Source organism: Microbacterium mcarthurae, assembly GCF_046064585.1.
Taxonomy (GTDB): domain Bacteria; phylum Actinomycetota; class Actinomycetes; order Actinomycetales; family Microbacteriaceae; genus Microbacterium; species Microbacterium mcarthurae.
Genome location: NZ_JAROCE010000001.1, coordinates 899,994 through 912,619, shown reverse-complemented (window position 1 = coordinate 912,619; position 12,626 = coordinate 899,994). Strand labels below are relative to the sequence as shown.

Sequence of the window (12,626 nt, the reverse complement as noted above, 5' to 3'; positions counted from 1 at the left end):
AACATTCTCAATGGGGAGAAGACCATGACCGACAGCACACCCTCCGCTGAGCAGTTCTCGGCGGACCGCCCGTTCGTCTTCCGCAACGCCACCGTCATCACCATGGACGAGCAGGGCGTGCTGAACGACGCCGACGTTCTCGTGATCGGCCGCGACATCGCCGCGGTCGGGCACCGACTCGCCGTTCCCGAGGGCACTCTCGAGATCGATGCCGCCGGCGGCATCGTCACCCCCGGGTTCGTCGACACCCACCGTCACATGTGGCAGTCCGCGTTGCGCGGATACGGCGGGGACTGGGCGCTCAGCCAATATTTCGTCTTCTACTACCTGAACTGGGGAGAGGTGTTCCGCCCCGAAGACGTCTACGCCGGCAACCTCCTCAGCGCGCTGGAATCCGTCGACACCGGTGTCACCACGACGCTCGACTGGTCGCACGGCCTCCGCACTCCCGAGTACGGGGACGCGGCGCTCCAGGCGTTGCGCGAGATCCCGGGGCGGTTCGTCCTCGGCTACGGCAACTATCTCGGCGCGCCGTGGGAGTGGGCCAACGCTCCCGAGTTCCGCGACTTCGTCTCGCGCAACTTCTCGGCGCCCGACGACATGATGACGCTGCAGCTGGCCTTCGACGTCCCCGGTTCCCCAGAGTTCCCCGAGCGGGGCGCGTTCGAGGCGGCGCGCGAACTCGGCCTGCGCGTGACCACGCACGCCGGTGTCTGGGGAGCCACGACCGACACCGCGATCACGCAGATGTACGACGCCGGGTTCATGACGCCCGAGATCTGCTACGTCCACTCCGCGTCGCTCAACGAGCAGAGCTACCAGAAGATCGCGGCGACCGGGGGGACCGTCTCGGTGGCCACCGAGTCCGAGCAGAGCGCCGGCCAGGGATACCCCTCGACGTGGGCGATCCGCAAGCACGGAATTCCGGCATCCCTCTCGATGGACACGAGCGTCTGGTGGAGCGCCGACTTCTTCTCGGCCATGCGGGCGACCCTGAGCGCCGACCGCTCACGCGACCACCTCGAGGCGCACGCCCGGGGTGAGACCATCGTGGCCAACCGGCTGCGGGCCGAGGACGTGCTGCGGATGGCGACGATGGGCGGTGCGCGTTCCCTCGGTCTCGAGGACCGCATCGGCTCACTGACGCCCGGCAAGCGCGCCGACATCGTGCTGATCAAGAACGACGAGTCTCCCGCGATGACCCCGATCCTCCACCCGTACGCGCACGTCGTCTACCAGGCCGGGACCGCGGACGTCCACACGGTCGTCGTGAACGGAAAGGTCGTCAAGTACCAGGGGACCCGCATCGGCCTTCCTCTGGCGCCCGTGCGGGACAAGGTGGCCGCGTCGGTGGAGTACGTGCGCTCGAAGCTGGGCGATCAGGCGTGGGAAGAGGGCATGCACCCCGAGATCCCCGTCGACGAGGAGATCGAGAACCCGTACCGCTACACCGACGGCGACGCCCACGTCGTCGCCCGCGCCCAGGACTGAGGAGACCGGATGATCCTGCACGCCGCCCTGTTCACGTGGAGGTCTGAGGTCACCCCCGAGGAGGTGGAGGCTCTGACCGAAGCGCTCGAGGACATGGCGGCGGGGCTGCCGGTCCTGCGCGGATACCGGTGCGGCGTGAATCTGCGCCTTCGACCGAGCCCCGCGGACTACGCCGTCGTCGCTCTCGTCGACGATGAGCAGGCGCTCGCTGCGTACCTGGACTCCCCGGCGCACGCGGCGGTGTACGACGCCCACCTGTCCCGGATGATCGAGGACCGCCAGGCGGCGCAGCTCGAGGTTCCCGACGGGACCGCCCTGTGACCGTCATGCGGGCGGCCGTGCTCTACGGGCCGGGGGACCTGCGCGTCGAGAGCCGGCCGGTGCCCGTCCCCGGTCCCGGCGAGGTCCTCGTCCGGGTGACGGGGTGCGGGGTGTGCGGGTCGGATGCCACCGAGTACTCCCGCGGTCCCGTGCTCACGCATCTGCCGGTCGTGCTGGGTCACGAGTTCACCGGGACCGTCGAGGCCGTCGGCGAGGGCGTGGATCTTCCGCTCGACGCGCAGGTGGTGTGCGGCGCCGGGATCTCGTGCGGTGAGTGCAAGCCGTGCCGTGCGGGCCGGACCAACCTGTGCCGCCGCTATCGCACGGCCGGACTGCAGGTGGACGGGGGACTCGCGGAGTTCGTGCGCGTCCCGGCGGGCACGGTGCAGGATGTCTCGGCGTGGGGGCTGGCATCCGACACGCTCGCGCTCGCGCAGCCGATGGCCATCGCGGTGCACGCGGTGGCGCGGAGCGGGCTCTCGGAGGGGCAGGACGCCGTGGTCGTCGGTGTGGGAGGGATCGGCGCTTTCCTGACGTACGCCGCCGCGTCCGTCGGTGCCCGGGTGCTCGCGGTCGACCGCTCCGAGAGCCGACTCGCTCTCGCCCGCGCACTCGGAGCCGAACGCACCTTGACGGCCGGGGAGAGCTCCGTCGCCGCTGAGCTGAGGTCTGCGGGGCGCGAGGCCGACGTCCTGTTCGAGGTGAGCGGGTCTCGGGCCGGATGGGACGAGGTCGTCGACGCGGCCCTCCCGGGCGCGGTGCTCGTTCCCGTCGGCATTCAGCGCGAGGACATCCCCGTCCCTCTGGGAGCGTGGACGTTGCGCGAGTACACGATCGTCGGCACCGTCGCTCACGCGATCGCGGCCGATCTTCCGCGCGCGGTGGAGCTGCTGGCGGCCCGGGCGGACTGGTCCGACGTCGCCGACGAGGTGCTCCCTCTCGACGAGGTCGCGGAGGGGGCGCTCGGCCCCCTGACCCGCGGAGGGTCGCGCCAGATCAAGACCGTGATCGACCCGACCGCGACACGGCGGCGCGTGGCGCGACACGGCGCGGTGCGCTGAGGGCGTCAGCGGCCGAGGTCGTCCATCGCGCGCAGGACGTCGACCGCGGACTCGATCGTCTCGCGGGGCGTGCCGAGCTGCCCCGCCGACGGCATGGCCTGATTGTGCTCGCGGCGTCCGACGACGAACCAGATGCCGCGAGCGATCTGATCGCTCTGGTTGACGTACAGGTGGGGGCGGATCGAGTCGAAGTGCAGGCTGTCGCCCGGCCGGAGGGTGAAGGTGTCGAACTCCAGGCGCAGGGTCAGCTCGCCCTCCAGGAGATAGGCGTACTCCATGCCCGCGTGGCGCATCATCTTGCCCTCCACGGAGCTGGAGGCACCCGGCTGATAGGTGACGAGCAGAGCGTCGGCCGGTCCCGCGCCGGCGGCCAGGCGCTCCCACCGCACGCCGTTCTCCATGTCGAGGACGGCGTTGTCGGCCGCGTGCTGCACGGTGGGGTCGGACGATGTCGGCGCGGGTGAGGGAACCGTCGTCTCGGTGGGAGCGGTCGCGGACACCCCGAGCAGCTCGTCGATGGAGATGCCCAGATGCGTCACGATCGCGTACAGCGTCGACACGGACGGCTGCGTCTTTCCCGTCTCCACCTGGGAGATCAGGCTCGCCGACACGCCCAGCGAGCTCGCGACGCTGCGCAGACTCATCCCGCGCTGCAGCCGCGCGTCACGCAGTCGCTGGCCGATGTCGTCGGTCATGTCCGCGCCTCCTCGTCCGAGGGCGGTGATCCCGATCACCGGGAGACCGCCCGTCGAGGGACCACGCTACCGGCCTGCCCGCGCACATCCTGTGCGCCGCGCCTGAACACGGTGACGCCTCATCCGTTCACGACGACGTCGAGGAGGGCATCGACGTTCGCTGCGGAGCGGGGCATCCGTCCCGCCTCGATCTCTTTCGCGAGGCGAACGGTGTGCGCGTTGTACGGCGCTTCCTGCCCCGCGGCCGCGAGCACGGATACGACGAGCCCGTTCACCTCCTCGTACTCCGCGTGTCGACCCTTCATCCAGTCCTGCAGGACCGTCGTCTTGGTGTCGGGGAGGGAGAAGCTGTCGAGCACGGCGCCGAGGAGGTCGGCCGCGTAACGGTCGGGGTCGGTCACGGCGTCCTCGGAGAGCCCGAAGATCGGCATGAGCCGGCTGCCGTCGGCGAGCGCGGCGCGCGCGGCCTCTTTGCCGCACTCGATCATGAAGTCGTGCACGCCGGGGAGTGCCACCGCGGGGGCCAGGGGGAGGTCGAGGATCGCGGAGGGGACGAGTTCACCGGCGTTGGCGACCAGCTTCATCCACTTGGACGAGCGGATGTCGGGCGAGATGTCGACGCGTCCGGTATGGGAGAGGACCGCCTGCACCTCGGGCTCTCGCCCGCGGGCGCTGTCGTCGTAAGCACCGACGGCGAACCATGAGCCCGAGACGGGTGTCTGCCGGTTCACGATGCCGGGTTCGAACATGTTCGACGCGACCTCGATCACGGCGCCCATGGTGCGGTGCGCGCCGACGGCGGCCGCGATGGCATCCTGCGTCATCCCGTTCTGCAGGCCCACGACCAACCCGTCCTCCGCGACGTACGGGGCGATCAGCTCGGCGACCCAGCGGGTGTCGTACGCCTTGACGACGATGAAGACGATGTCGAAGGGCTCGCGGAGGGTCGCCACCTCGCACAGATGCAGGGCGTGGACGGGCGTGACGTGGGTCTCGTCGGGCAGACGCACTTCGATCCCGCGCGCGCGCATGGCCTCGACGTGCGCCGGCCACTGCTCGATGTACGTGACGTCGAGACCGGCACGGACGAGGTCCGCCCCGATGCTTGCGCCCTGCGCGCCGGTGCCGAGCACGGCGATGCGGGGATTCTTCTGGCCCATGGGTCCTCCTTGACCGGCGGTATGTGCGCTCAGGCTTTACAAATCTTGCTGCGACTGTACATTCGTGTGTAGTTCAGCACAACGTCGGGTCGAGGAAGACCCGAACGGATCGCGAGGGAGCGAGCATGCGCACACTCATCCGTGACGTGGCGGCGGCCACCGTCGACGACGATCTGGGCGACCTCGCCCGGACCGACATCCTGATCGAGGACGGTGTCATCCGTGAGATCCGCCCCGACATCGCGGTGTCGGACGCCACCGTCATCGAGGGGCGCGACATGATCGCCATCCCCGGGATGGTCGACACCCACCGTCACACGTGGCAGACGGCGCTGCGCGGGATCCTCGCCGACGGCAACATCCCCGACTACCTGAGGGGCATCCGGCTGCACATGGCGCCGCTGTACCGCGCGGACGACATGTACGCCGGCAACTACGTCGGCGCCCTCGACGCGCTCAACTCCGGCATCACGACGATCGTCGACTACTGCCACAACATCCTCGACCCGGACGGCGCGCACGCGGCCGTGACGGGGCTTCGGGATGCCGGCATCCGGGCGCTCTACGCCCACGGCCTCACGCCCATCACGACGAACACCTGGAGCCAGTCCCGCGGCGGGTCGCACGCCGGGGCGGACCCGGCGGCTCTCGCCACGCGCGCGCTGCTGGCCGAGAGGATCCGCGAGGAATACTTCTCCAGCGAGGACCAATTGCTGCGTTTCGGGATCGCGCCGCAGGAGCTGGCCATCGCGCCCGTCGCAGACGTGGCGGCGGAGTTCCGACTGGCGCGTGAGCTCGGCGCGCGGATCACTTTCCACGCCAATCAGGTCATGGTCCGCCAGCTCTTCCAGGACGTGGAGGTGCTTCATGCGCACGGGCTGCTCGCCGACGACCTGCTCCTCGTGCATTGCACCTTCAACACCCCCCACGAGTGGGCGCTGCTCGACGGCAGCGGGGTGACCGTCTCGGTCTGTGCCGAGACCGAGATGCAGATGGGGATGGGGTATCCCGCGATCGCTGAGGTCACGGCTCACACGCCCGGGCCCAGCCTCGGGATCGACTGCGTCTCGGGGAACGGGGGCGACATGATCTCGCACAGTCGCCTCGTGCTGCAGGCGTCGCGCTATCGCGCCGACGAACCCGAGTACGCCGTGATGCGCGCGCCGCAGGCGATGTCGTGGACGACGCGCGACGCGTTGCGCTGGGTCACTCTCAACGGGGCGCGTGCGGCCGGCGTCGATCACCTCGTCGGCTCGCTGACCCCGGGTAAACGTGCGGACATCGTCCTGGTGAACATGTCGGGGATCAGCCAGGTCGGGTGGAACCGCGCCGACCCGACCGGGGCCGTGGTGTCGCAGGCGCACGCCGGCTGCGTGGACACGGTGCTCGTGGACGGGCGGATCGTCAAGCGCGGCGGCCTCCTGACGCACGTCGACGTCGGGGCGGCGGCCGCCACGCTCGAGCGCTCGCACGAGTACCTGTACGACCGGATGGGGGGAGCGGGGTCGTTCATCCCGCAGCCTCCCATCGACATCCCGCTGTATCGGGAGCGCGCGTGAATTCAGCGACGCTGGACGTAGGACTACGGAGTGATAACAAATACTTGACATGTTCAGTCACACTTTCTAGCATCCGAACAACGCACATCACCGGCGCGACGACGCTCCGGTTCGACGAGGGAGTCACCACGACATGAGCACGCGCACGCTGCTGCGGGGAGGGACCGTCATCACCGCGGTCCGGCCCGGCGAGGTCCTCACCGACACCGACATCCTGATCGGTGCAGACGGAACGATCGAGGCCATCGGCCAGGGCCTGGATGCCGCGGACGCCGAGGTCATCGATGTCCGCGGGCGCATCGTGCACCCGGGCTTCGTCGACACCCACCGTCACACCTGGCAGTCGGTCGTTCGCAACCTCGCGTCGGACTGGTCGCTGACGGAGTACCTGGCCGGGCTCCACACCGGACTCAGCAAGCACTTCCGCCCCGAGGATACCTACACCGGCAACTACCTCGGCGCCCTCGAAGCGCTGGACTCCGGCATCACCACCCTGGTCGACTGGTCCCACAACCTCGCCACGCCCGAGCACGCCGATGCGGCGGTCGCGGCGCTCAAGGACACGGGCATGCGGGCGGTCTTCGCGCACGGCGGCGGTGCCGAGCAGTGGGGGAGCCTCCCGTCGGCCAACCCGCACCCCGCCGACGCGCGACGCGTCCGCGACGAGCACTTCTCCTCCGGCGACGGACTGGTGACCATGGCCCTCGCTCTGCGCGGACCCCAGTTCGTCACGCCCGAGGTGAACGTCCTGGACTTCCGCCTCGCCGCCGACCTCGATCTGCGCGTCACGATGCACGCGGGCGACGGATACTGGGGCAAGTCCGGACCCATCCACAAGATGAACGCCGACGGCCTGCTCTCGGACCGCATCACCTACGTGCACTGCTGCACGCTCAGCGACGACGAGCTGCGCCTCATCTCCGACAGCGGCGGAACCGCCTCGGTCGCGCCCGACGTCGAGATGCAGATGGGGCACGGGTTCCCCGCCACCGGTCGTCTGCTGCGCGCGGGCATCCGCCCGACGTTCTCGATCGACGTCTGCAGCTCCAACGGCGGCGACATGTTCGCCACGATGCGCACGGCCATCGGCATGCAGCGGGCGCTCGACAACGCGCCGTCGGTCGACACCGGCGAAGTGCTCGAGCGCATCAGCCTCACGTGCGCCGACGTCGTGCAGTTCGCCACGATCGACGGCGCGCACGCCGCGGGGCTGGCCGAGACGACGGGATCGCTGGCCGTCGGCAAGGCCGCCGACATCGTCGTGCTCGACGATCGTTCGCTCGCCCTGACCCCGCTGAACAACCCGATCGGGAGCCTCGTCTACTCGGCCCACCCGGGTCTCGTCCGCGACGTGTTCGTGCAGGGACGACGAGTGAAGAAGGACGGCGAGCTGGTCGGAGTCGACCTCGCCCGGCTGAAGGCGGATGCCGAGGCATCCCGCTCGTACCTGCTCGGACAGATGCCGGAGGCCCGGCTCGACGGCACCTGGCACCCCACACTGGTGACGGCATGATCGGTCTCGCCGCTCCCGCCCGCATCGCGCCGAAGGACCACGGTCCCACGGCGCGGATGGTGCTCGCCTGGCCCGGCACCCGCGCGCTCATCGCGGTGGCCGCGCTGTTCCTGGTGAGCCCCCTCATCGCGCCGGGCAGCGTTGGACCGACCGCGATCGTGTCGATGCTGCCGTTCGCGGCCCTCATCGCCATCGTCGCCATCGGACAGACCCTCGTCATCCAGCAGGGCGGCCTCGACCTGTCGATTCCCGGCGCGGTGACCCTGGGCGCCTTGATCGTCGCCCGATTCGGCGGAGACGACGCCCTGGGGCTTCCCGCCGCGATCGTGGCCGCCATCGTCGCGACCGCCGCGTTCGGCCTCGCCAGCGGCCTGGTCATCACGCTCTTCGGTCTGCCGCCCCTCGTGGTCACCATCGCGGTGAACGCGCTGATGATCGGTACCGTCCAGGCCGTCTCCGGGGGCTTCGCGACCCAGAGCCCCGACGCGCTGAACCAGTTCGCGCTCAGCCGGTGGGGCGGCATCCCGGTCCTCGTCTTCTTCGCGGTCGCGCTGACCCTCGCGGTGCACATCGTGCTGAAGCTGACGCGGCTCGGCCGCCGCTTCGAGCTCGTCGGGGAGAACCCCCGCAGCGCGGCGAATCTCGGCATCGGCACACGCGGCTACACGATCGTGGCGTATGTGCTCTCGGCGGGTCTCGCCGCCGCCGGTGGCGTGCTGCTCGCGGGACTCCTGCGCACCCCCACGCTGACCGCGGGCGACGACTACCTGCTGCCCTCGATCGCCGCGGTCGTCCTCGGCGGTACCGCCCTCACGGGCGGCCGGGGGAGTGTCGTCGGCACCGCGCTCGGCGCTCTCTTCCTCGCCCAGCTCACGCAGCTGGTCCAGACGTTCACGCAGGCCACCGCCGTGCAGAACATCGTCCAGGCGCTCATCATCGGCGTCGGGATCGTCGCCCAGCTGCAGCTGGGAGGCACCACGTCACGTATCCGGAATCTCATGAGACGGCGTCCCGGAGCCTGAACCGGCCCTCCGAACACCGCGGCCCACGGGTCGACGGGCGACCCGTCACGCCCACCCACGTCCCTGCATACCCGATCACCCACTCGAAGAGGAGTACCCCATGATCACCACAGCACCCGCACGGCGAACAGGAGTCGCCGTCATCGCGCTCGGCGCGCTCGTCCTCGCCGGCTGTTCCTCGACCAACAGCGCCGGAGGCAGCGCCGAGGGCGCCAACAACCTCACCGCCGACATCGCCGCCGGAACCGTCGGCACCGTCGATCAGTTCGCGGACATCGCCGACATCTGCCCCGCCGACGGTGAGCCGGTGTCGGTCGGCGTCGTCGACGGCTACGGCACCAACACGTGGTCGCAGACCGTGCTCGCCGAAATCGAGAGCGAAGCGGCCAAGTGCGACGCGATCTCGGGCGTGGAGTTCATCGCCGGACGCGGCGACCTCGAGGCGACCACCTCGGGCATCACGAGCCTCGCGGCCAAGGGCACCGACATCATCCTCGTCATCCCCGACGCGGGACCCGGTGAGGCGCACCTCCCCGCGATCCGGCAGGCCACCCAGGCCGGCTCGATCGTGGTGAACTTCGCCTCCGACCCGCAGGGAACCGCCGGCACGGATTACCTGGACTACACCGACCAGGTTCCTCAGTTCGTGGGCAAGTCCAAGGCGCAGTGGATCGTCGACCAGCTCGGCGACGCCGGTGGCAACGTCGTCTTCTTCGGTGGTCCTTCGGGGGCGCTCGTGTCCACGCAGGAGTTCGCCGGCGCAAAGGAGGTCTTCGACGCCAACCCGCAGATCACCCTCGTGAACGAAGAGCCGATCTGGACCAATTGGGATCCCGCTCAGGCGCAGCAGGCGATGGCGGGTGTCCTCTCTCAGGGCACGCCCATCGACGCGATCATCGCGGACTACGGCGCTTCCGCCTCCGGCGTCATCCGCGCCTACGAGGCGGCCGGACAGCCCCTGCCGATCCTCACCTCGACCGACGACAACTCCCTCAGCTGCGGCTTCGCCGACCTCAAGGCCGCGAACCCGGACTACGAGCTGGCCACCGTCTCGTCGCGCACGTGGATCGGCCGCGTGGCGCTGCGCAAGGCGCTCGCCGCGAAGTTCGGCGCGCAGAACGTCGAGCCCTCGCTGTACGAGCTCGCGCTCTTCGAGGACTCCACGGGATCCGCGTCCGGGGCCATCACCCCGGAAGAGGCCTGCCTGTCCTCCGCCCCGTCGGACGCCACGCCGTCGACGCTGCTGACGGCCGACGAGATCACGAAGCTCTTCGGCTGATGAACGAGACCCCCACGACCGTGGCATCCGCACTCACTCTCTCGGGCATCACCAAGACCTACCCCGGTGTCACCGCGCTGGACGCGGTCTCGGTCGACATCGCCGCCGGTCGCGTGCACGCCGTGCTGGGCGAGAACGGCGCCGGAAAGTCCACCCTCGTGGGGATCGCGGCGGGGTCGGTGGTGCCGGATTCGGGCACCATCGGCCTCGCCGGGCGGGAGTTCGACCGCATCCGTCCCGCCGAAGCGCGCGAGGCCGGCCTGGCGATCGTGTACCAGGTCCCGGCCCTCGCGCCCTCGCTCAGCGTGGTGGATGCCGTGCTCCTCCTGCTTCCCGCGAGCAAGCGCCCCTCGCGCCGAACGGCGGCCGCGTGGGTGGCGGCTCACTTCGAGAAGCTGTCGCTGAAGATCGATCCCCACGCGCAGGTGTCGTCGCTCTCGCTGCGCGAGGCCCACCTGGTCGAGATCGCGGCCGCGCTGGCATCCGATCCTCGTGTGCTCGTCCTCGACGAACCGACCGAGGCGCTGGGGCCCGAGGAGACCGCGTGGCTGTTCGCCCAGGTGCGCAGTCTGCTCGCGGAAGGCGTGGCGATCGTCTACATCACGCACCGCATCCCCGAGGTGATGGAGATCGGCAACGACCTCACGGTGCTGCGCGACGGTCGCGTCGTCGGGCGGGGCCTGGTGGCCGACTTCACTGCCGACGAGGTGGTGGAGCTCATCGTCGGCCGCTCGCTGGAGACGACGTTCCCCGACAAACCCGCTGCGCCCTCGGCATCCGATGCGCCCGCACTCGAAGTGCTGGAACTCAGCGGTCCCGGCTATGACAACGTGTCGTTCTCGGTGTACCCCGGGCAGATCATCGGTCTGGCCGGCGTCGAGGGGAACGGACAGCGCCGCGTCCTGCGCGGCATCGCCGGCGACGGAGCGACGGGCGGCCGGATCCTCGTGAACGGCCACGAGATCCCGACACGGTCGCGCCGGGCCGCGGCTGCCGCGGGAGTGGTGTTCCTGCCGGGCGATCGCATCGGCGAAGCCATGTTCGGCAAGATGTCGATCCGCGAGAACGCCGTCGCCGGTGCCCTGAAGGCCGCGATGCCGGGGGGCTTCGTCCGACGACGCCGCGAGTACGAGCTGACCCGCGAGGGTGTCGACGGCCTCGCGGTGAAGACGCCCCACTTCGAAGTGCCCGTCTCGGCCCTGTCCGGCGGCAATCAGCAGAAGGTGCTCCTGGCCCGCGGGCGCCTCGGCGACCCGAAGGTCCTCCTGGTCGAAGACCCGACCCAGGGCGTCGACGCCGGTGCCCGCGTGGACATCTACGCGTTCCTGCGCGAGATGGCCGCCTCCGGCGTCGCCGTCGTCGTCCTCTCCACCGACGCCGTGGAGCTGGAGGGCCTGTGCGACCGGGTCGTGGTCTTCTCGCGCGGCCGCGTCCAGACCACTCTCATCGGCGACGACGTCGACGAGCGGGCCATCACCGGCGCGGCGGTGCTGTCGTCGGAGACGGCGTCCGTGGAGATCGCCGTCAAGGCGCGCCGCTCCCGCTCGCGCAGCATCCTCGCCGGCGAGACGCAGGCGGTCGTGCTGCTGGGGTTGGCGGTGACGCTGTCGGTCATCACGTCGTTCGTGTCCTCGGCGTTCCTGAGCCCCCTCAGCATCAGTCAGCTGCTCGCCGCGGCAAGCGTGCTCATCCTCGTCGGTCTCGCGCAGCTCGTGGTCGTCATGACCGGAGGCATCGATCTGAGCATCGGGTCGGTGACCGCACTCTCGGCCGTGGTGCTGTCGTTCTTCGCGCAGCAGGGCATCGGTCTGTTCCTCGTCGGCCTGGTGCTGGCGCTCGCGGCCGGGGCCGTCGTCGGATTGATCAACGGCCTACTGGTGACACGGCTGTCGCTGCCCCCGGTCATCGCCACGTTGGTCAGCTCCATCGCTGTCCTCGGGGTCGCGCAGGTGCTCCGCCCCAGCCCGGGCGGCGCCGCCCGCGCCGACGTGCTCACGACCCTCGGGCTCGCCGTCGCGGGAGTGCCGGTGATCCTGGCGCTGGCGATCGTGATCGCCGTCGCGATGTGGTTCGTCATCCAGCGCACCCGTGGGGGACGCGCACTGCGCGCGGCCGGCTCCGACCCCGTCAAGGCCAACCGCATGGGCGTCCGTGTGCCGCGCACGCGTCTGCTCGCCTCGGTCACCGCCGGTGGGCTCGCCGCGCTCGCCGGACTGGCGGTGTACTCGCGCTCGGGCATCGGTGACGCCAACGCGGCGCAGGCCCTGACCCTCACGTCGGTGACGGCGGTCGTCATCGCCGGCGCGAGCATCTTCGGCGGGTCGGGCTCGGCGCTCGCCGTCGCCGCCGCCGGCGTGCTGCTGCAGACGGTGACGAGCGCCCTCGCGTTCCTGTCGCTCGGCCTGTCGTGGCAGTACTGGATCCAGGGCGCCTTCGTGCTCTTCGCCGCCGTCGTCCCCCTCGTCATGGTGCTCGTGCGCCGTGGTCGCTCGTCGAGGGTGCGGACCGGCTGAACCGCCGGCCCA

General features: G+C 70.3%; 10 protein-coding genes. 8 read left to right on the top strand and 2 right to left on the bottom strand.

Features of this window, described 5'->3' with window-relative positions; genetic code table 11:
- The first annotated feature begins 24 nt into the window (after positions 1–24).
- The 3 genes from P5G46_RS04445 to P5G46_RS04435 are packed head-to-tail and all read left to right on the top strand — an operon-like array spanning position 25 to position 2,873.
- A complete protein-coding gene (locus P5G46_RS04445) occupies positions 25–1,491 on the top strand; it encodes an amidohydrolase family protein (RefSeq protein WP_408905057.1) in 1,467 nt (488 codons plus the stop codon).
- 9 nt (positions 1,492–1,500) lie between these two features.
- Positions 1,501–1,812, top strand: coding sequence for a Dabb family protein (locus P5G46_RS04440; protein WP_239275063.1), 312 nt, complete (start codon positions 1,501–1,503; stop codon positions 1,810–1,812).
- Positions 1,813–1,817: 5 nt separating this feature from the next.
- On the top strand, positions 1,818–2,873 hold the full coding sequence (locus P5G46_RS04435; RefSeq protein WP_239275176.1) for a zinc-dependent alcohol dehydrogenase: 1,056 nt from the start codon (positions 1,818–1,820) through the stop codon (positions 2,871–2,873).
- A 5-nt stretch (positions 2,874–2,878) separates the two neighbouring features.
- Here the strand turns inward: P5G46_RS04435 and P5G46_RS04430 are convergent, their stop codons facing one another.
- Positions 2,879–3,568, bottom strand: coding sequence for a helix-turn-helix domain-containing protein (locus P5G46_RS04430; protein WP_239275062.1), 690 nt, complete (start codon positions 3,566–3,568; stop codon positions 2,879–2,881).
- 119 nt (positions 3,569–3,687) lie between these two features.
- On the bottom strand, positions 3,688–4,728 hold the full coding sequence (locus P5G46_RS04425) for a ketopantoate reductase family protein (RefSeq protein WP_408905056.1): 1,041 nt from the start codon (positions 4,726–4,728) through the stop codon (positions 3,688–3,690).
- 125 nt (positions 4,729–4,853) lie between these two features.
- Here P5G46_RS04425 and P5G46_RS04420 point away from each other — a divergent pair, with 125 nt between their 5' ends.
- From P5G46_RS04420 to P5G46_RS04400, 5 genes are all read left to right on the top strand, one after another.
- Positions 4,854–6,287 (top strand): amidohydrolase family protein, encoded by a 1,434-nt coding sequence (locus P5G46_RS04420; RefSeq protein ID WP_408905055.1) that lies wholly within the window; start codon positions 4,854–4,856, stop codon positions 6,285–6,287.
- 133 nt (positions 6,288–6,420) lie between these two features.
- Positions 6,421–7,800, top strand: a complete 1,380-nt coding sequence (locus P5G46_RS04415; protein WP_239275059.1) for an amidohydrolase family protein — start codon at positions 6,421–6,423, stop codon at positions 7,798–7,800.
- Entirely contained in the window at positions 7,797–8,822 is a 1,026-nt protein-coding gene (locus P5G46_RS04410; protein ID WP_408905054.1) for an ABC transporter permease, read from the top strand. The genes P5G46_RS04415 and P5G46_RS04410 overlap by 4 nt, the downstream gene beginning before the upstream one ends.
- Before the next feature lie 100 nt (positions 8,823–8,922).
- Positions 8,923–10,101, top strand: a complete 1,179-nt coding sequence (locus P5G46_RS04405) for a substrate-binding domain-containing protein (RefSeq protein WP_239275057.1) — start codon at positions 8,923–8,925, stop codon at positions 10,099–10,101.
- Positions 10,101–12,614, top strand: a complete 2,514-nt coding sequence (locus P5G46_RS04400; RefSeq protein WP_408905053.1) for an ATP-binding cassette domain-containing protein — start codon at positions 10,101–10,103, stop codon at positions 12,612–12,614. The genes P5G46_RS04405 and P5G46_RS04400 overlap by 1 nt, the downstream gene beginning before the upstream one ends.
- Positions 12,615–12,626 lie beyond the last annotated feature (12 nt).

Coding starts and splice junctions, on each gene's coding strand:
- P5G46_RS04435 (WP_239275176.1), top strand. CDS start 1,818: ATGCGGGCGGCCGTGCTCTACGGGCCGGGGGACCTGCGCGTCGAGAGC.
- P5G46_RS04440 (WP_239275063.1), top strand. CDS start 1,501: ATGATCCTGCACGCCGCCCTGTTCACGTGGAGGTCTGAGGTCACCCCC.
- P5G46_RS04410 (WP_408905054.1), top strand. CDS start 7,797: ATGATCGGTCTCGCCGCTCCCGCCCGCATCGCGCCGAAGGACCACGGT.
- P5G46_RS04445 (WP_408905057.1), top strand. CDS start 25: ATGACCGACAGCACACCCTCCGCTGAGCAGTTCTCGGCGGACCGCCCG.
- P5G46_RS04420 (WP_408905055.1), top strand. CDS start 4,854: ATGCGCACACTCATCCGTGACGTGGCGGCGGCCACCGTCGACGACGAT.
- P5G46_RS04405 (WP_239275057.1), top strand. CDS start 8,923: ATGATCACCACAGCACCCGCACGGCGAACAGGAGTCGCCGTCATCGCG.
- P5G46_RS04430 (WP_239275062.1), bottom strand. CDS start 3,568: ATGACCGACGACATCGGCCAGCGACTGCGTGACGCGCGGCTGCAGCGC.
- P5G46_RS04425 (WP_408905056.1), bottom strand. CDS start 4,728: ATGGGCCAGAAGAATCCCCGCATCGCCGTGCTCGGCACCGGCGCGCAG.
- P5G46_RS04415 (WP_239275059.1), top strand. CDS start 6,421: ATGAGCACGCGCACGCTGCTGCGGGGAGGGACCGTCATCACCGCGGTC.
- P5G46_RS04400 (WP_408905053.1), top strand. CDS start 10,101: ATGAACGAGACCCCCACGACCGTGGCATCCGCACTCACTCTCTCGGGC.